Source organism: Stenotrophomonas sp. JAG2 (assembly GCF_041080745.1).
Taxonomy (GTDB): Bacteria; Pseudomonadota; Gammaproteobacteria; order Xanthomonadales; family Xanthomonadaceae; genus Stenotrophomonas; species Stenotrophomonas maltophilia_AA.
In genome coordinates, this window is sequence record NZ_JBEUMH010000005.1 from 1 (window position 1) to 18,576 (window position 18,576).

16 protein-coding genes are annotated in these 18,576 nt (G+C 69.3%); 8 read left to right on the forward strand and 8 right to left on the reverse strand.

Annotated elements, in window-relative coordinates:
• Window positions 1–248 (forward strand): hypothetical protein (locus tag AB9O74_RS07500; protein WP_369348925.1); only part of this gene is annotated, 248 nt, incomplete at its 5' end.
• A gap of 32 nt (window positions 249–280) precedes the next feature.
• Entirely contained in the window at window positions 281–1,465 is a 1,185-nt protein-coding gene (locus tag AB9O74_RS07505; RefSeq protein ID WP_369348926.1) for a benzoate/H(+) symporter BenE family transporter, read from the forward strand.
• Between the two features lie 46 nt (window positions 1,466–1,511).
• Here AB9O74_RS07505 and AB9O74_RS07510 read toward each other — a convergent pair whose 3' ends face one another.
• Genes AB9O74_RS07510 through egtB form a run of 3 tightly spaced genes read right to left on the reverse strand, consistent with a single transcriptional unit; the run spans window position 1,512 to window position 5,996 of the window.
• Entirely contained in the window at window positions 1,512–3,683 is a 2,172-nt protein-coding gene (locus tag AB9O74_RS07510; protein WP_369348927.1) for a lytic murein transglycosylase, read from the reverse strand.
• A gap of 55 nt (window positions 3,684–3,738) precedes the next feature.
• Window positions 3,739–4,713: an L-histidine N(alpha)-methyltransferase gene (gene egtD / locus AB9O74_RS07515; RefSeq protein WP_176991036.1), complete on the reverse strand. Its 975-nt coding sequence runs from the start codon at window positions 4,711–4,713 to the stop codon at window positions 3,739–3,741.
• Complete coding sequence (egtB, locus tag AB9O74_RS07520; protein WP_369348928.1) at window positions 4,710–5,996, reverse strand: ergothioneine biosynthesis protein EgtB; 1,287 nt, start codon at window positions 5,994–5,996, stop codon at window positions 4,710–4,712. The genes egtD and egtB overlap by 4 nt, the downstream gene beginning before the upstream one ends.
• A 169-nt stretch (window positions 5,997–6,165) precedes the next feature.
• On the opposite strand from egtB, the gene AB9O74_RS07525 reads away from it, so the two are divergent.
• Complete coding sequence (locus tag AB9O74_RS07525; protein ID WP_369348929.1) at window positions 6,166–7,473, forward strand: diguanylate cyclase; 1,308 nt, start codon at window positions 6,166–6,168, stop codon at window positions 7,471–7,473.
• On the opposite strand, the gene AB9O74_RS07530 is transcribed toward AB9O74_RS07525, so the two are convergent.
• Window positions 7,452–7,847 carry a YchJ family metal-binding protein gene (locus AB9O74_RS07530; protein ID WP_346488506.1) on the reverse strand — a complete coding sequence of 132 codons (396 nt, stop codon included), beginning with the start codon at window positions 7,845–7,847 and terminating at the stop codon, window positions 7,452–7,454. The two genes, AB9O74_RS07525 and AB9O74_RS07530, sit on opposite strands and share 22 nt — an antisense overlap.
• A 62-nt stretch (window positions 7,848–7,909) precedes the next feature.
• On the opposite strand from AB9O74_RS07530, the gene AB9O74_RS07535 reads away from it, so the two are divergent.
• Window positions 7,910–8,686 carry a TSUP family transporter gene (locus AB9O74_RS07535; RefSeq protein ID WP_176991032.1) on the forward strand — a complete coding sequence of 259 codons (777 nt, stop codon included), beginning with the start codon at window positions 7,910–7,912 and terminating at the stop codon, window positions 8,684–8,686.
• Window positions 8,687–8,723: 37 nt separating this feature from the next.
• Here AB9O74_RS07535 and AB9O74_RS07540 read toward each other — a convergent pair whose 3' ends face one another.
• The 4 genes from AB9O74_RS07540 to folE form a co-directional block, all read right to left on the reverse strand.
• Entirely contained in the window at window positions 8,724–12,356 is a 3,633-nt protein-coding gene (locus AB9O74_RS07540) for an ATP-binding protein (RefSeq protein WP_369348930.1), read from the reverse strand.
• 46 nt (window positions 12,357–12,402) lie between these two features.
• Complete coding sequence (locus tag AB9O74_RS07545; RefSeq protein WP_179460692.1) at window positions 12,403–13,104, reverse strand: DUF4194 domain-containing protein; 702 nt, start codon at window positions 13,102–13,104, stop codon at window positions 12,403–12,405.
• A complete protein-coding gene (locus tag AB9O74_RS07550; protein WP_346478949.1) occupies window positions 13,091–14,560 on the reverse strand; it encodes a DUF3375 domain-containing protein in 1,470 nt (489 codons plus the stop codon). The genes AB9O74_RS07545 and AB9O74_RS07550 overlap by 14 nt, the downstream gene beginning before the upstream one ends.
• A gap of 127 nt (window positions 14,561–14,687) precedes the next feature.
• Window positions 14,688–15,290 carry a GTP cyclohydrolase I FolE gene (gene folE, locus AB9O74_RS07555; RefSeq protein WP_019183982.1) on the reverse strand — a complete coding sequence of 201 codons (603 nt, stop codon included), beginning with the start codon at window positions 15,288–15,290 and terminating at the stop codon, window positions 14,688–14,690.
• Between the two features lie 159 nt (window positions 15,291–15,449).
• On the opposite strand from folE, the gene AB9O74_RS07560 reads away from it, so the two are divergent.
• The 4 genes from AB9O74_RS07560 to AB9O74_RS07575 all read left to right on the forward strand — a co-directional run bounded on the left by AB9O74_RS07560 (window position 15,450) and on the right by AB9O74_RS07575 (window position 18,575).
• Window positions 15,450–15,905 (forward strand): MarR family winged helix-turn-helix transcriptional regulator, encoded by a 456-nt coding sequence (locus tag AB9O74_RS07560; RefSeq protein ID WP_176991028.1) that lies wholly within the window; start codon window positions 15,450–15,452, stop codon window positions 15,903–15,905.
• 101 nt (window positions 15,906–16,006) lie between these two features.
• Window positions 16,007–16,216 carry a DUF1656 domain-containing protein gene (locus AB9O74_RS07565; RefSeq protein ID WP_019183984.1) on the forward strand — a complete coding sequence of 70 codons (210 nt, stop codon included), beginning with the start codon at window positions 16,007–16,009 and terminating at the stop codon, window positions 16,214–16,216.
• Window positions 16,213–17,121, forward strand: coding sequence for an efflux RND transporter periplasmic adaptor subunit (locus AB9O74_RS07570; RefSeq protein WP_369348931.1), 909 nt, complete (start codon window positions 16,213–16,215; stop codon window positions 17,119–17,121). Before AB9O74_RS07565 ends, AB9O74_RS07570 begins: the two co-directional genes overlap by 4 nt.
• A complete protein-coding gene (locus tag AB9O74_RS07575) occupies window positions 17,118–18,575 on the forward strand; it encodes an efflux transporter outer membrane subunit (RefSeq protein ID WP_369348932.1) in 1,458 nt (485 codons plus the stop codon). Before AB9O74_RS07570 ends, AB9O74_RS07575 begins: the two co-directional genes overlap by 4 nt.
• Window position 18,576: the final 1 nt, after the last annotated feature.

Below are 18,576 nucleotides of genomic sequence, written 5' to 3' on the forward strand. Positions count from 1 at the left end.
TGCGAGCCGCCTATTATGTCAGGCTTTTCGTTTCCGTCAACACCTTCTTTCGAAGCTTGTTGCCGTCGCTGCGGGTGGGTGTTCACCGGGGTGAAGACCGCGTCGCAGCGAGGGAGCGAATACTAAAGACTTCTGAAAATTCGTCAAGCGTTTTCGTCGATCTTTTTCATCAACGCGTCATCCCTACGTGCTGCTCATCAACAAGCGCGGCAGCACGCGCGTTGCGCGTGCTGCCGCTGGCTTGCTAACAATGCATCTCTTGTCATCAGGAATGCATGCGATGTCTGCGGTCGGCAAACGTTCGTTGTGGCGCGATCTCTCTCTGCCAGCGGTGATGGCAGGCTTCATTACGGTATTGGTGGGCTTCGCCAGTTCGGCGGTGATCGTGTTCCAGGCCGCACGTGCGGTGGGCGCAGATCAGGCGCAGATCGCTTCATGGATGTGGGCGTTGGGCCTTGGCATGGGCGTGACGTGCATTGGTCTGTCACTGCGTCATCGGATGCCCGTCGTCACCGCATGGTCGACGCCGGGTGCTGCCATGCTCGTGGTGGGTGCGAGCGCCGTCGGCTACAGCGATGCGATCGGTGCATTCGTCCTTGCCGCGGTGCTGGGGATGCTGGCCGGCTTCTCGGGGATCTTCGCGAAGGTGATGAAGCGTGTACCGATGGCGTTGGCCGCCGGCATGCTCGCCGGTGTGCTGCTGCGCTTTGGACTGGATGTATTCGTCTCCATGGGCACCCAGCTCGGGATGGCGCTGGCGATGTTCACCACCTGGCTGATGGGGCGACGGCTGTTCCCGCGCTATGCGGTGATCGCCACCCTGCTGGTAGGGGTGATGGTGGCGGCCGGCCAGGGCCTGCTGCATATGCAGGACGTAAGGCTGGAACTGGCGACGCCGGTGTTCGCGTGGCCGACGCTGTCATGGTCGGCCGTGTTCGGCATCGCCCTGCCCCTGTTCGTGGTCACCATGGCCTCGCAGAACATCCCGGGCGTGGCCGTGATCCGCGCCTCCGGCTACGACACGCCGGTGTCGCCGGTGATCGGCTGGATCGGGGTGGTCAATACGATGCTTGCCCCCTTCGGCGCCTTTGGGCTCAACCTGGCCGCCATCACCGCGGCGATCTGCATGGGGCGCGAGGCACACGAGGATCCGGCGCGGCGTTACACCGCAGCGGTGGCCGCCGGCGCCTTCTATATCGTGGTCGGGCTGTTCGGGGCGACGGTGGCGGCCGTGTTCGCCGCCTTCCCCAAGGAACTGGTGGCCTGCGTGGCCGGTATCGCGCTGTTCGGCACCATCGCCAACAGCCTGGCGATGGCGTTGCGTGAGGAGGCGGATCGGGAGGCAGCGCTGGTGACTTTCCTGGTCACTGCCTCGGGCCTGTCGCTGGCCGGGATCGGCTCGGCGTTCTGGGGGTTGGTGGCCGGTGGCATCTGCCTGGTGGCGCTGCGACCGCGCCCTGCCTGATACAGCCGGGGCAGCGCGCGACGAACGCCCTGCCCCCGGCCATGACTTACTGGAGCGGCAGCACCCGGAAGGTCTGGGTCAGGGTGTGGCTGGCCCCCGCCGCCAGGGTCACCACGTCCGGACCGGCGTTGGCCGCCTCCAGACATACATAGTTGCGCCAGCCTGCCCCGACATCGGCCATCCTGCTGGCGCCCGCCTCGCCCGGGTTCCACGCGACCAGCGAGCGGCTGCCGGTGGTGGTGATCTCGATGCGCCGCTTCAGGCCCGGGTCCTTGAGCAGGTAGCGTCCGCCGGCCTGCGTATAGATGCGGTCGCTGCGCCCGGGATCGCGCGGGTCGCGCAGGCTCCACTCGCCCTGCTGCTGGCGCGGCGCGGCATAGTCCTCGAACTTGTCCAGGTAGGACAGGCCGTCCAGGCCTTCGACGCTGACCTGCATCGCGTCGCTGACATGGAAGTAGTTGTGCAGGGCCTGGGTGAAGGCGACCGGCTGCCGGCCGGTGTTCTCGGTGATCAGGCGCTGCTCCAGGGTGCGGCCGATCCGCAGTTCCATGCGCAGGCGCAGGTCCAGGTTCTCCAGCACCGGCGGGGCCAGGGTCAGCACCATCGTGCCGTCGGCCTCGCGGCGTGCCTGCTGCAGGGTCCACGGCACGTTGCGGACGAAACCGTGCGAGGGCACGTCATTGCCCTGCCCCTGGCGGCCGAAGTAGGGCCAGCACACGGGGGTGCCGCCGCGGATCGGCGTCGGCAGCGGCTGGGCACTGGGCGAGAGCCACATCACGTCCTGCCCGCCCTTGGGCACATAGGACAGCAGCTGGCCACCGAACACGCTGATCGCGGCGGTGGCGAACGGGGTCTCGACCGTCCACGCGGGGAAACCCTGCACATCGGCCAGGCTGAGGCCGGGCACTTTGGGCAGGGCAGCGCGCGGCGCGGCCGGCGACTGGACGTACTGGGCGTGGTTGGGCGGCAGGGTGAAGACGGTGGATGCGGGCATGGTCGGCGTTGAAGAAGGAGGAGCACCGCGCAGGGCGGTAAGGATGCGCTGGCCGGCACGGCCATCCGCAGGGGTCCAGCCCAGGCGCTGTTGCTCGGCCTGGATGGCGCGGCGGGTCGCGGTGCCGATCATGCCGTCCGCGGTACCGATCTCGTGGCCGCGGGCCAGCAGCAGGGTCTGCAGCTCGCGGCGTTCGGTCCGGCCGATGCCGGGATCGTCGGTTGGCCAGGCCGCGACGATACCCGTTCCACCACGCAGGCGGTCGGCCAGCGTGGCGATGGCCAGCGCGTAGCTCTCGGCGGCGTTGTAGGCGTAGATCGCGTCGTAGTTGCGGAACACCAGCCAGGCCGGGCCCTTGGCACCGGTCGGGAGCAGCAATGCCGCGTTGCTGTCGGCCGGGAGCCCGGTAGGCGCCAGGGCACCCCCGGCGATCGGCACGATGCCCAGCGCGCGCCAGTCGGCCAGCGGCTTGCGCTGGGTGCGACCGGCCAGGCCGGCGTTGAAGCCGGCCGGAATCTTCACCTCGACGCCCCACGGCTGCCCGGTGCGCCAGCCGGCCTTCTTGAGGTAATTGGCAGTGGACGCCAGGGCATCGGGAATGGACGCGACCAGATCACGACGACCATCGCCATCGCCGTCCACCGCGATGCGCGCATAGGTGGATGGCATGAACTGGGTGTGGCCGAACGCGCCGGCCCAGGAGCCGGTCAGGCCTTCGGCACGCAGGTCGCCGGCGTCGATCAGCTTGAACAGGGCCAGCAGTTCGCCCCGGAAGAAGGGCTGGCGACGGCCCTCGCAGGACAGCGTGGCCAGCGACTGCAGCAGCGGGCGCTTGCCGAACACGCGCCCGTAATCGCTCTCCACCCCCCAGACCGCCACGATCGTGGCCGGATCGACACCGTACTCGGCCGATACCCGCGCCAGCAGATCACGGTGCTCGGCCAGGCGGGCGCGCCCATCCGCCACGCGCTGGGTATCCACCAGGGCGGCCAGGTAATCCCACAACGGGGTGGTGAACTCGGGCTGCGCATCGAGCAGCGGCAGCACGCTGGGATCCGGGGTCAGCCCGGCGGTGAGCACGTCGAACCGCTCGCCCGTGATGCCCTGCTTGCCGGCCTGCGCCTTGAGCGTGCCCAGGCACGTGGAGAAGGCATCCGGCGCCGCGATCGCGAGCGACGGTGCGCCGAGACACAGCCCGGCCAACAACAGGGGCGACCATCGCATTGGCGGGAATCCTTGCAGCCAGTGGACCTGCATCATAGCGGCAATGCCGCGCAGGTCAGGCCGGCTGCAGCAGGCGCAGGCCGAAGGCGGGATCGGTGGCGTTCCAGTGCGCCGTCACCTGCAGACCGGCGTCGGCGGCCATCCGGGCGAACACCGCGTCGGTGTACTTGTGGCTGTACTCGACGGTCATCGCTTCACCTTCGGCGAAATCGAAGCTCTGCCCATCCACATGCACGCGCTGGTCGCGCTGGCTGACCAGTTCGGTTTCGATGCGCAGGCGCGGCACGCTGTAGCGGGCGCGATGGCGGAAGCCGTCCAGATCGAAGTCGCTGCCGATGTCGCGATTCAGACGCCGCAGCAGGTTGAGGGTGAACTCGGCGGTCACCCCGGCGGCGTCGTTGTACGCGGCCTCGATCAACGCCGCATCCTTGTGCAGGTCGATGCCGATCAGGGCCATCCCCTCCGGACCCATGGTCTGGCGCATCGCCTTCAACAGCGCGACCGCCTCGTCATGGGCAAAGTTGCCCAGCGTCGAGCCGGGGAAGAACACCAGGCGGCGGGCCGGTTCGCGCTGCGGGGACGGCAGCTGCACCGGCTGGGTGAAGTCGGCACACACCGGCAGCATCTCGATGTCGGGCAGCGACGCGGCCAGCCGGCTGATGCTGTCCAACAGCGCGGCACGGGAGATTTCGATCGGGGTGTAAGCAACCGGATCGCGCAGCGCATGCAGCAGCAGTTCGGTCTTGCGCCCACTGCCGCTGCCCAGCTCCACCACGTGCAGGTGCGGGCCGACCACCTTGGCGATATCCCGCGCGCAGTCCTGCAGCAGCTGCAGCTCGGTGCGGGTCGGGTAGTACTCGGGCTGCCGGGTGATCTGCTCGAACAGCGCCGAGCCGTGGGCATCGTAGAAGTACTTGGACGGCAGCTGGCGCGGCGTGGCCGAGAGCCCGCGCAGGATGTCGGCGGTGATCTGGTCGCGATCCGGCTGCAGATCGGTCAGTGCGTCGAGCGCATCCCGGACCGAACTCATGCGGCGTCCCGTGCAAGGCGCACGCCGGCGAACTGCCACCGGGCCGACGGGGCGAAGAAATTGCGGTAGCTGGCGCGCAGGTGATCCGCCGGCGTCACGCAGCTGCCGCCTCGCAGTACCCACTGCCCGCACATGAACTTGCCGTTGTACTCGCCCAGGTTGCCCGGGAAGGTGCGGAAGCCCGGATACGGCCCGTAAGCGCTGCTGGTCCATTCCCAGACATCGCCGAACAGCTGGACCATGTCCCCGTCCTCCTCCGCGCCGCCGGGGTGCAGCTGATCGGTCTCGACAAAGCGCCCCCGCAGCGGACGGCCCGCGGTCGCCGCTTCCCACTCGAACTCGGTGGGCAGGCGGGCATCCTGCCAGCGCGCATACGCGTCGGCTTCGAAATAGCTGAGATGGCAGACCGGTGCGTGGGGATCGAGCGCGCGCCAGCCACCGAGGGTGAACTCGCGCTCCAGTGCGTCGTCCCAGTACAGCGGATGCTGCCAGTGCTGGTCCTGGCACAGCGTCCAGCCTTCGCTCATCCACCAGCGCGGCTCGCGGTAGCCGCCGGCCTGCACGAACTGGCGGTACTCGTCGTTGCTGACCGGGCGGTTGGCCAGCGCATGGGCGGGGACCAGGGCACGGTGCACCGGCGATTCGTTGTCATAGGCGAACGCAGGCTGGGTCGGCCAGACCGGCGCGCCGATCTCCACGATCTGCTCGGGACTGCTGATCCACTGCAGCGGCAGCGCAGGCGCCGGTGTCGCCACGAGGTCATCGCGGTAGGCGGGCTGCAGCGGGTTGCACCAGAACGCGTGCTTGATGTCGGTCAACAGCAGTTCCTGGTGCTGCTGTTCATGGTGCAGGCCGAGCAGCAACTGCTGCTGGGCCTGCCCGCTCAACGTGCTGGCCTGCAGTGCGGCGATCACGCGCTGGTCGATCTCGGCGCGGAAGCGCAGCACCTCATCCAGCGTCGGCCGCGAGAGCAGGCCGCGCTGGGGACGCGCATGCGCCGGGCCGATGCTCTGGTAGTAGCTGTTGAACAGGTAATGCCAGTCCGCATCGATCGGCACGTAGCCGGGCCGGGTCGCCAGCACGAAGCGCTCGAAGAACCAGGTGGTATGGGCCAGATGCCATTTCGCCGGGCTGGCGTCGGGCATGCTCTGCACCATGGCATCTTCGGCGCTGAGCGGCGCGGCCAGCGCGACCGTGCGTGCGCGCACACCGGCATAGCGGGCGGCCAGCGACGACGGCGGGGCGGCAGTGAGGGGAAGTGCGGCAGCAACGGCGGTATTCATTCCGATCAGGATCGACCAGCCGGGGTGAGTGCGACGTCATGGCACGGCATCGGTACGGTGACAGCTCAAGTTGAATACGCGCAGGCCGCTATCGGGGGAGACCCCTTGCCTGTGTTGTCCGGTTTGCACGCTGCAGCCTCGGCGCGCCGGCCCACCACTGGACCCCTTCTTGCGGACGCACCTGCTACGCCAGCCCAGCCACTATCTGTTCGTGCTGCCTGCCGTGCTGGTGGCCGTCGGGCTGTGGGGCGCCACGCCGGCGGCCGAGGTCGGCAATCCCGTGCACCGCCTGCTGCCGCTGGTGCTGGCCTGCCTGGGCGTCGGCCTGGGACTGATCTACGCCCGCGTGCGGGCCGTGTGCCTGATGCTGGCGATCGCGCTGGCCTTCGCCGTGCTGCACGGCGTGGTCGGCACCTTCCTGCGCGAGGGCACGATCTCGGCGCTGACCCCGCTGATCTTCCATGCGGTGTCCTGGTGGCTGCCGCTGCTGTTCCTGCTGCATGGGCTGTGGCCCGAGCGCGGGCGGCTGCGCCAGGACCTGCTGCTGCGCGGCGTGGTCAGTGGAACCGCACTGGGGATTTTCCTGCTGCTGGCCGCCCAAGGCCCCGACGGCATGCAGGCGCTGCTGTCGGACCGGCACCTGGCGTGGCTGCCCAGTGGCTGGAGCGCGCTGGCCCAGTTCCCGGCGCTGCTGTTCGTGGTGACCACCGCAGCGCTGGCGGCGCAGGCCTGGCGCCGGCCGCGGCCCCTGCACACCGCCCTGCTGGTCGCCCTGCTCTGCCTGTGGTGGATGTTGCCGCGGGTGTTCGTCTCTCCCGCGCTGTTGCCCGCGGTCAGCTGCATGGCCCTGCTGCTGATCACCTCGGCGATGCTGCAGGAAGCCTTCCACATGGCCTACCGCGACGAGCTGACCGGCCTCCCCGGACGCCGGGCCTTGAACGAGTGCCTGCAGCGGGTCGGCACGACCTACACCATCGCCATGGTGGACGTGGACCATTTCAAGCGTTTCAACGATACCCACGGCCACGACGCCGGCGATGACGTGCTCAAGCTGGTGGCCGCGCGCCTGGCCGACATCGGCGGCGGTGGCCGCGCGTTCCGCTATGGCGGCGAAGAATTCGCGCTGGTGTTCCTGGATCGGCCTGCCCCGGCCTGCGTAGCGGCGGTGGAGGCGATCCGCGCCCGGATCGAGGGCGGGCGCATGCACCTGCGCGACCGCGCCGCGCGCAGCCGCGATGATGCGGCAGGGCAGCTGCAGCGCGGGCGCGGTGGCAGCGGCGAGGTGGTGCAGGTGACGGTGAGCATCGGCGTGGCCGACAGCCGGGTCGCCAACAGTCCGCAGGCGGTGATCAAGGCCGCCGACCAGGCCCTGTATGCGGCCAAGGACGCCGGCCGCAACTGCGTGCGCGCGCATGGCCAGCAGGGAACCGTGCCGGTGCGCACGGCCGCGTTGGCTCAGGGCACTGCGTCGAGATAGAACCAGCGGCCGTCTTCGCGGACGAAGCGGCTGTGTTCGAGCATCTTCACCGCGCTGCCGCCGCCGACCTTGTAGCGCGCGGTGAAGCGGACCTGCGCGTGGTCGGCATCCGAGCGGGTATGTGCGTGGATCGTCAGCCCCAGCCACTGGGTGCGCTGCCCGGGTGCTTCATCCAGCGACAGCTCGGCCGGACGCGTGGACGGGTGCCAGCTGGCCAGCAGGTAGTCGGCCAGGTGGCGCACGTAGGCGCTGTAGCGCGAACGCATCAGCGCTTCGGCATCCGGTGCGGGGGTGCCGGCGTGATAGAGGCCGCAGCACGCGGCGTAGGCCAGCGGGCGGCCGCAGGGACAGGGATCGGAGGGGACGATGGTCATGGGGGTATTGTCGCGCGATGGGCGGGCGTATGCTGGCGCGCCTTCTGCCGCGATGTGCCGCCGTGCTTGAGCTGGTTCCCCCTGAGCTGTTGTGGTTGGTGGCGATCGCCTTCATCGCCGGCCTCGTCGATGCCGCCGTCGGCGGCGGTGGGCTGGTGCAGTTGCCCGGGTTGTTCACCGTCTTGCCGCAGCACACGCCGGCGATGCTGTTCGGCACCAACAAGTTCAGCTCGATGTTCGGCACCGCGGCCGCGGCATTCCGCTATGCGCGCAATGTGCGCTTCCCGTGGCGGCCGGTGCTGTTCGCGGCGGGCACGGCCTTCGTGTTCTCGTTTGCCGGGGCCACGGCGGTCAGCCTGCTGCCCAAGGACGCGGTGCGCCCGCTGGTGCTGGTGCTGCTGGTGGCGATGCTCGGCTACACGCTGTGGAAGAAGGACTTCGGTGCCCTGCACCGCCCGCGCGAGATCGGCCGCAGGGAGCTGGTGACCGCACTGGCGATCGGTGCGGTGATCGGGTTCTACGACGGCTTCTTCGGGCCCGGCACCGGCAGCTTCCTGATCTTCCTGTTCGTGCGCTTCTTCGGGCTGGACTTCCTGCGTGCGTCGGCCGCGTCCAAGGTGGTGAACCTGGCGACCAACGTCGCGGCGATCTCGTTCTTCGTGCCGACCGGCAACATCCTGTGGCTGTTCGCGCTGCCGATGGCCGCGGCCAACATCATCGGCTCGGTGGTCGGCACGCGGATGGCGCTGCGCGGTGGCACGCCCTTCATCCGCAAGCTGTTCGTCGGCCTGGTGGTGGTGCTGATCGCCCGGATGGGCTGGGATACCTTCGCCGGTTAGCCGGACGGGCCAGCCCTGGGGCTGACCCGTCGATGGCTCAGCGCTTGGGCTTGGCCGGCTTCTTCGCGGCGGCCTTCGGGCCGGCCTTGGTGGCCGTCTTCGTGGCGGCTTTCTTTGCCGGCGCCTTGGCTGCGGCCTTGGCTGCGGCCACCTTCGGGCGCGATACCGCTGCCGGTGCGTCGACGGCGTCCACCGCGGCGTCGGCCTGCCCGGCGGGCGATCCGGCGATCCCCTCGTCGGCAACCTCCTTCGGGGCATCGACCACGTCAGACACCGCGATCACCGCGGGTGCCGATGCCGATGCCGCGGCCGTCTCACCCGTGCGGGCCCGCTCCGGCAGCTTCAGGCGCCGGCCCTCGTCGTCGTACTCGATCAGCAGCACGCCGGAATCGTGGCGACCACTGATTTCCACGAAGCAGGCACCCCCGATGAAGGGCTCCAGCGTCATCACCGACTTCAGCGGGGTGGCCACGACCATCTGGAACCCGAAGTTGTCGAAGATGTTCATCGCCAGCGCGGTGAACTCGTTGTCGGCCTTGTCGAAGGCTTCATCGAGCACCACCGCCGCGTAGCTGGGCAGCTGGCCGTCGGCACCGCCGAGCTGGTAGCGCAGCGCAGCGGCCAGGCAGGTGGTGGCCAGCTTCTGGCGCTGGCCGCCGGACTTGCCCGCACCGCTGCGGTAGATCTCGACCTGCTGGCGGGTGGCGGCATCGAGTTCGACGCCGACGAACTCCACATGCAGGCGTACGTCCAGCACCAGCTCGCGCCAGCGCTTGTCCTCGCCTTCCTGCGAGCCGAGCTTGGCGACCAGCTCACGCAGCACCGCGAACTGCGCTTCGGCCAGTTCGCGCTGCTCGGTCTGCTGCTGGGACAGCACATCGCGCAGGCGCTGATGGAAATCCAGTACCTCGGGCAGGCGGCGGTCGGTCAGTTCGATGGTCAGCAGGGTGCCGCGGTTGAACGGCACCTGCTCCAGCGAGGCGTTGACCTCGTCCAGGCGCTGCGCGATCGACTTGCGCGCCTCGGCCGTGTGCCGCTGCAGGGCCAGCAGGTTGTTCTTGCTCTGGCTCTGCAGCAGATCGAAGAAGCGCGCTTCGTGCTGCGGCAGGCCATCGTTCTCCAGCCGCTGCAGGCGGGCGAGGAAATCCTCGGCGCTGGACAGGCTGACGGTGAAGTCGCCGCTGTCTTCCGGCCAGGCCTGGCAGTAACGGCGGAAGCAGCCGAGCAGCAGGTTCTCCAGTCGGTTGTGTTCGGCCTGGGAACCGCCGAGCTGTTCGTTGAGCGTGTTGCTGATCTGCCGGAAATGGGCTTCCAGGTTCTCCAGGCTGAGCACGCCGAGCGCTTTCAGGCGTTCGTCCAGGCCCTGTTGCTGCAGCGGCGTGACCACGCGCTTGGCCAACGGCGCGCACTGCTCGTGCAGGCGCTCCAGGCGTTCGTGCTCACGGCCGAGCTGGCCGCGCTCCACGCGCACGTCTTCATAGGTGCGCTTGGCCTGGGCCACATCGGCCCGGGTCTTCTCGATCTGTTCGCCCAGCCTGCGCAGATCGGCATTGCCTTCGCGCAGGTCGTGCAGGGCCTGGGCGATGTCGTCCAGACGCTGCAGCGGTGCGGCCACATCGATCTCGTCCCAGCCCAGCGTGCACAGCTGATGGCAGGCCAGGCGGGCCTTGCCGTCCTGTTCGCGCTGCGCGCGCAGGCCGGCCACGTCGCTGTCGCAGGCGGCGATGCGCTGGGCCAGTTCGATCGCTTCGCGCTCGTACAGGTCCAGCTTGTCGCGGTTGTTGAAGCCGAGCAGCCAACGACGGCGATCGCTGATGTTGTGGCGATCGTCCTTCTCGAAGCGCTCGCCCGGATGCTTGACCTGGCCTTCCTTGGTGATGCCGCGGTCGGTATCGCGCAGATGCCGCGCATCCACGCATTCGTAGTCGAAGCGCTTGCCCAGCTCGCGGCGCAGCCAGCCGGCATAGCCGTGCTCGCGCAGTTCCAGCTTGTGCAGCAGAGAACGCGCGCCCGGCTCACGGCCGTGCAGCGCATCGTCGTTGCGGCGCACCCGGTAATACACCAGGCGGGTACCGAGGTGGGTCTGGTTGATCCACTCCGAGACCTGGGCGTGGTGGCGCTCATCGACCAGCAGCGACTGCGCGAAGCCGTGCAGCACGCGCTCGATGGCGCCCTGCCATGCGGCGTCTTCGTCGCGGACCTGCAGCAGTTCGCCCACGAACGGCAGCGCCGCCTCGGGAATGCCGGTGTCGCTACTCAGCCGCGCGCGCAGCTGCTGCATGGGTGCGGGAATGCTGGACGGGGTGCGCTTGAGCGCGTCCAGTTCCGAGCGCACCTCGGCGAAGCGGCGCTCGTCGTCGCGCTTGCCCCCCATGCGTTCGGCGATGGCCTCGTCCAGTTCGGCCGCGGCGCGCTGGCCGTCGTCCAGGCGGGCCTGCGCGCGGGCGAGCTGCTCGGCAAAGCCATGCGCGGTCTCGGCCAGGGTTTCCCCCAGTTCGCGGCTGGCATGGTTGGCCTGGCTGCGCTTGGCAAGGCGGCGGTCGCGTTCCTGGGCGACACGGCCCTGTTCGCGCTCCAGCTCTTCGATGCGTTCGCCGCCCTGCTGGCGGCGCTGCGCCTCCAGTTCGGCGAGGTGGCTTTCATGGTTCTCCAGCGCACTGCGGCGCTGGCCTTCTTCCCCGGACAGACCGCGGTCGCGGGTATCCAGTTCCAGCAGGCGTGCCTCGAGCAGGGCCAGGCGACGCTGCTCGCGCACGCCGTCGATGCCCAGCTTCATCTCGTCCAGGTCTTCGCGCTGGCGGCGCAGTGCCTGCAGGTCGGCGTAATGCCCACGCGCCGGCAGCAGGGTCTCGACCTGGCGACGCGCGGTGACCACGGCCTGGTGGGCGCCATCGAGTTCGGCGAAATCATCGACCAGCCGCTCGGCCGCATCGAAGGTGCGCGGTGCATCGAGCATGAAGTCGCGCAGGAACACGTTCAGATCGCCGAGGTTCTTCGCCGACTGCGTCTTGTGTAGCAGGCGCAGCGCCATCTCGTTCTCGATCCCGAGCACGTGGCGGAAACGTTCGGCATAGCTGGCGAAGCTGTCGAAGTGATGCACGTCGCCCAGGCGCTGCTTGAGCTTGCGCAGGTCCAGGTCGAAACCACCGAGGTCGCGCGCAATGTCGAAGCTGCGCTCGGCCACCATGTAGTGCTTGCGCACATCGGCCGCGGCGGCGCCGTTGCCGGCGATCCAGAACAGGCGCACCAGGCTGACGATGCGGCCGTCGTTGCTGCGGTATTCCAGCACCAGCGCGGTCCAGGTGGCGCCCTTGCGCAGGTACTGGGTGGCGATCTCGCCGGTGCCGCTGTCCTGCTGGTCGGCCCAGGCGCCACGCACGTAGGAGACCAGGTTGCGGTCGCGGCCACTGCGTTCGGCTTCGCGCGCGGCGGCGTTGAAGTCGACCAGGGCCGGCGGTACCAACAGCGCGGACATCGCATCGAGCAGGGTCGACTTGCCCGAGCCGGAGCGGCCGACGAACAGGAAGCCGCGTTCGGCGATCGGCACTTCGGTCAGGCCGGAGAACGTGCCCCAGTTGTGGACCTGCAGGCGGCGCATGCGGAACTGCTGCGCGCGCGGGTCGGGCTGGTCGCCGGGGAACAGAGCGGGTGCGGGAATGTGGACGGTCATGGCAGGGCTAGCAATCCAGGCAGGGCAGCGGCGCGCGGGCGCGCGCTCAGGCGTCGAGGTCGGCCGGCGCTTCGCGCAGGCGGCGGTACACCTGCGCCAGGGCGGCGACATCTTCGGCGGAGAACATCAGTTTCAGTGCCGGCGAGACTTCATGACGCGCATCGTCACCGCCGAGGCGGGTGAGGATGTGGTTGTCCTTCATCTTCTGCACGGCACTGGCGACGCGGCGGTTGAAGCCGGCGCGGTCGGTGGACAGGTGGCGCTCGTACACGGCCAGTGCTTCGGCCAGTTCGGCATCCTCGACCACCGCGCGCACGCCGCGCGCATCGGCTTCGGCCAATTGCTGGCGCAGGTGCAGCAGCAGCACCGAGTCGATGAAGGTCAGCGGCGAGGTACGCAGCAGCACCGGCGCATCGATATCTTCGGTATCGGCCTGGCGGGTGAAGGCCACGCCGCTCTCGCGGTCCAGCACCAGTTCCAGGAACAGGTCCGAGAGCGCCGAGCGGATCGCCGCTTCGCTGCGGATCAGCGCCGGCCACAGCTTGGCGTGGCGCAGCTGGTCGATGCTCGGGCCGATCAGCAGCTGGCACAGCGCGCGGCGGCCATCCAGCGGCAGCCGGCCGGTGTCGCCCATGTAGAACACGTCATTGTTACGCCGCAGGACGGGCGTCACCACGACCGGTTCGTCGTCGTGCTCGTCTGCGCCGCCGTCGATCGGGGCGTCGGTGGATTGGTCATGCCAGCTCATGGCGTTTCTCCTGGGTGAACCAGATCAGCGGAATGCGGGCGCGACGCCAGTGGCCATCGCCGCCGCGCCATTGCGCGATCTCCTGTTGGTCGGCGGCGACCTCGCCATGGCGGGTGCCAAGGGAGAGGTAACCGATGATGCTGCCGAGGCCCTGCGGGGCTTCGCGGTGTTCAAGCACCTGGGCGATCGACAGCCGCGGCTGCGCGCCGAGCAGGTCATGCAGGTCGCGGCGCAGGGTGCGGAAGTCGATTTCCGAGGCCGCCACCAGGTCGCCGACGCTCTCCAGCGAGATCGCGGCGGTGTCGTTGCGCTGCACGCTGCCATCGACCTGCGCCTGGCGCGGATCGTGCAGCTTCCATTGCGAGAGCGAGCGCAGCCGGCTGGTGGTCAGCTGCAGGTCGCGGCCGATGGAGCGCTGCGCCGGGATGTGGTCGCGCAGGCCCAGCGCCTCGCCCTGGGCCTGCTTGAGCAGCTGGTTGAGGCGGCGCTGTTCCAGGTAGCCACGGCTCTGCACGAAGCCGCGCAGGCTGCGCGCGAAGTGCTGCAGCACGTCGTGGACCTGGCCACCGCGCTCGAGCATGGTGGTGGTGAAGCCGCGCAGGAAGGTGCGCTCGTTACGGTCCAGCTTGCGCGCGAAACCACGCGCGAGCACGGTCTCCAGCGCGGCATCGAGCTGGGCACTCTGTTCGGCATCATTGAGCAGGCGCCAGAACGCCTCGAAGCTGCGCCCGGCGTCACTGTCGCCGATCACGTCCACGCCTTCGAACAACTTGGACAGCACGTCGCCGCGCTCGCCCTCGTCATCGATGATGCGTTCGCGGAATTCACGGTTAAGGCGTTCGAAGTCGTCGCGCACGCGGCGGAAGTCTTCGGTCAGCTCGTCGGCCAGGCCGATGATCTGGCGGGTCCGCTCCAGCGCGCGCTTGCCGTCCAGCGAGGAGACCTTGCCGCCACTGACACGGGCGATCTCGGCATCGATGCGGTCGCGCTCGTCGCGCAGCGCGGACAGGCGCGCATCCGGGTTGGATTCGGTCAGCGCGGCCAGCTGCGAGAGCTGCTCGATCACCAGCGCCAGCCGGCTCTCGGTTGCGGCGGCGCGCGCCTGCTCCAGGCTGTCGGCGAAGCGGATCGCCTGCGCGGCCTGGGTGGACAGTTCGTACTGTTCCTGGTCGGCGCCTTCCGGCAGGCGGCGTTCCAGCCAGCCCTGGGCCAGCCAGTGCGCGATGTAGGCCTGTGCGGTGCGCGGCAGGTCGCGCGACAGCTCATCGGCCTTGAGGTCATCCAGCGCGCGCTGCAGGCGTTCATGCAGCACCGCGGTGGACAGGGTGCGCTCGTCCTGCATCAGCAGGCTCTGCAGCAGGCCGATGATCTCCGGCGCGTGATCGGCCGCCAGCAGCTTCCACTGCGACTGTTCGCGCAGGTGGCGGTAACGGGTAATGCGCTCGCGATGTTTCATTCGAGACCGGGGACAGGAAGACGGGCCGCGCGGATCGCGGCGGCCGGGAGGGAAACGGGACGCGCACGCACCCGCAGGGCCGGGCCGAAGCCCAGCGCCTGCCGGTCGCGCGCGACAGCGCGGGGAATCAGCGCTTGCCGCCCACTTCGATGAAACGCAGGAACTCGGCGCGGGTGCGCGCGTCCTCGCGGAAGCTGCCCAGCATCTTCGAGGTGACCATGCTGACGCCGCGCTTGTGGATGCCGCGGGTGGTCATGCACTCGTGCGCACCTTCCACCACCACGCCCACGCCGACCGGCTGCAGCACGTCCTGGATGCACTGGGCGATCTGCGCGGTCATCTTTTCCTGGACCTGGAAGCGGCGTGCATACGCCTCGACCACGCGGGCCAGCTTGCTGATGCCCACCACCTTGCCGGCCGGCAGGTAGCCGACGTGCACGCGGCCGATGATCGGCGCCATGTGGTGTTCGCAGTGGCTTTCGTACTCGATGTCGCGCAGCACGATCAGTTCGTCGTAGCCGGCCACTTCCTCGAAGGTCCGCTCCATGTAGGCGCGCGGGTCGTCGCGGTAGCCGCTGAACCAGTCGCCATAGGCTTCGGCAACGCGGCGCGGGGTATCCAGCAGGCCTTCACGGGTCGGGTCTTCACCGGCCCAGCGCAGCAGGGTGCGCACCGCCGATTCGGCCTCGGCCTGGGTGACGGGGTTGGCGTCGTTGTCTTGCTTGCTCATTACATACAGCACCCGAAGGGGGGCGAGCATCGTACCCGACAGACCCCTCGGGCGTCCTGCGCGGCGGCGCCCCGGCCTCGCCCGGGCAGGCGCTCATTGGGCCGCGGTTGTGCCACGGGTATTGATAGGACGCGAATTAGTAGTATCCTATCTATTCTGATGAACCGATCCCTCGACGAACGTACCCAGCTGCAGATGCAGCTCAGTTCCGGCCTGCTCTATGCAGGGCGGCAGTGGCAGCGCCTGGCCGACCAGGCCCTGGGCAGCTACGGCATCTCGGCCGCCTGCACCATGCCGCTGCTGATGATCGGGCGCGCCGGCGGGGGTATCCGCCAGGTGGCATTGGCCCACCAGCTGGGCATGGAAGGCCCCTCGCTGGTACGCCTGCTGGACAAGCTGGCCGCCAGCGACCTGGTCCGCCGCGAATGCGACGCCAGCGACCGCCGCGCGAACCTGCTGTGGCTGACCGACAAGGGCGAGGCCCTGGTCAGCGAGCTGGAAACCCAGTTGATCGGCCTGCGCCAGGACGTGTTCGGCGAGCTGACCATGGATGAACTGCGCACCGTCCTGAAGCTGTGGCAGCTGCTGGCCGATGCGGCCGACCGCGTGACGTAAGCCTGTTCCCCCGTTGTACCGCCCGGTGTCGTACTGCGACGGCATGACGTACGACGACCAACGGTCGTCGCCTACCTTTCTCCTGTGAATCCTTTGCCTCGATGTACGGTGAATTCAGTCTCTATGGTGTGTTCGTCCCGACCCTGCTCGGGCTGATGCTGCTTGCCTACCTGCTCAAGAGCGGGTTGCGCGTGGTCCTGCAGCGCACCGGCGCCTACCGCCACATCTGGCACCCCGCCCTGTTCAACCTGGCCGTGTACGTGATCGTGCTCGGCGGGTTGTTTTCCCTGATGCGTTGGATGCAATCGTGAACAATATCCTCAAGCAGACATTCCCGGTCGTGTTGACCGTCGTGGCCGTGGTAACCGCCGTGCTGGTGCTGCGCCACCTGTGGGCGTACTACATGGACGAGCCGTGGACGCGCGATGCGCACGTCAGCGCCGACGTGGTCCAGGTCGCGCCGGACGTGTCCGGGCTGGTGGAGGCGGTGAAGGTCGCCGACAACCAGCCGGTCAAGCGCGGTGACGTGCTGTTCGTGGTCGACCGCGCGCGCTATGAGATCGCGCTGGAACAGGCCCAGGCCGCGCTCGGCGAACGCCGTGCCACGCTGGACCAGCTGCGCCGCGAGATCGCGCGCGACCGCAGCCTGCAGGATCTGGTCGCCGCCGAGGATGCCGAAGTGCGCCGCGCCAAGCTGCTCGCCGCGCAGGCCTCGATGGCCACCGCGCAGGCCGCCGTGGATCTGGCCAAGCTCAACCTGGCGCGTACCGAAGTGCGCAGCCCCAGCGATGGCCACCTCAACGACCGCACCGTGCGCGCGGGCGACTACGTGACCGCCGGGCGCCCGGTGATGGCCGTGCTCGATACCGGCTCGTTCCGCGTGGACGGCTACTTCGAAGAAACCCGCCTGCAGGGCGTGCATGCCGGCCAGAAGGTCGACATCCGCCTGATGGGCGAAGCGCAGCCGCTGCAGGGCCACGTGCAGAGCATCGCCGCCGGCATCGAAGACCGTTACCGCAGCGAAGGCAGCAGCCTGCTGCCGAACGTGACCCCTGCCTTCGACTGGGTACGGCTGGCCCAGCGCATCCCGGTGCGCATCCATATCGACCGCGTGCCGGCCGGCGTGAGCCTGATCGCCGGGCGTACCGCCACGGTCACCATCCAGCCGGACACCGCCCCGGCCACGCCGGTGCAACCGGCACGGACGGCGCTGTGAACCGCCCGGCGCTGCACCGCATCGCGCTGGGGCTGGCGCTGACCACGCTGGCCGCATGCCGCACCGTCGGCCCGGACTACGCGGTGCCGGCCGGGTCCGCATTCCAGCGGCCGGAGGCGAATGCCGCCTTCCTCGAGACCGGCAACCCGCAGGTCGCCGCTGGTGCCGCGCTGCCCGCACGCTGGTGGGAGCTGTACCAGGACGACACCCTCAACGCGCTGGTGCAGCAGGCGCTGCGCGACAACGTCGAACTGAAGGTCGCCGATGCCAACCTGCGCCGCGCCGCCGCCGTGTACGAGCAGGCGCTGGATGCCGGTGGCTTCGAGTACGAGGCCGAGGCCGGCGTGAGCCGCGCGCAGCTGTCCGCCGAATCCTTCCTGCTGGAGCACGAACTGCCGCCGATCAACCTGGCCGACGGCAAGTTCGCGGTGTCCTACCAGTTCGATCTGTTCGGCAAGCTCAAGCGCGCCTCCGAGGCAGCGCATGCCGACGAGCAGGCCACCGCCGCCGCGATGGACCTGGCGCGCGTGTCGCTGGTCGCGCAGGTGGCCGGCAGCTACGTCGACATCTGCCACGCCAACCATGAGCTGCACGTGGCCGAGCACTCGCTGCAGCTGCAGCAGCGCAGCCGCGAGGTCACCCAGCGCTTGATCACGGCCGGTCGCGGTACGCCGCCGGAGCTGGCCCGCGCCAATGCCCAGGTCGCGATGCTGCAGGCCGCGCTGCCGCCGCTGCGTGCACACCGCCAGGCCTCCGAATACCAGCTTGCCGCTCTGCTCGGCCGCACCCCGGGCCAGCTGCCCAAGGGCGTGAGCGACTGCAGCCAGGCCCCGACCCTGGCCCAGGCGCTGCCGATCGGCGATGGCCGCGCGCTGCTGCAACGCCGCCCGGACATCCGCCAGGCCGAGCGCAAGCTGGCCGCCGCCACCGCGCGGATCGGCGTCGCCACCGCCGAGCTCTACCCGGACATCCGCCTGGGCGCCTCGGTCGGTGCGGCCGGCCTGCTGGAAGACTTCGGCACGCCGCTGACCCAGCAATGGTCGATCGGTCCGCTGATTTCCTGGACGCTGCCCTCCTCCGGCACGCACGCACGCATCCACGCCACCGAAGCCGGTGCCGACGCCGCGCTGGCCGAGTTCGACCACAGCGTGCTGCAGGCGCTGCGCGAAACCCAGACCGCGCTGAGCCGCTATGCCCAGGATCTGCAGCGCCTGCAGTTCCTGCAGCAGGCGCAGCAGCAGGCCGACCTGGCCGCCAGCCAGAACCGCCGTCTGTACCAGGGCGGCCGCACGCCCTACCTGGCCAGCCTGGATGCCGACCGCAGCCTGGCCAGCGCCGATGCGACCCTCGCCGAGGCGCAGGCGCAGGTCTCGCGCGACCAGATCCAGCTGTTCCTGGTGCTCGGCGGCGGCTGGAATGCCGACGCCGTCGCCACCGGCACGGCCGCGAGGTAAG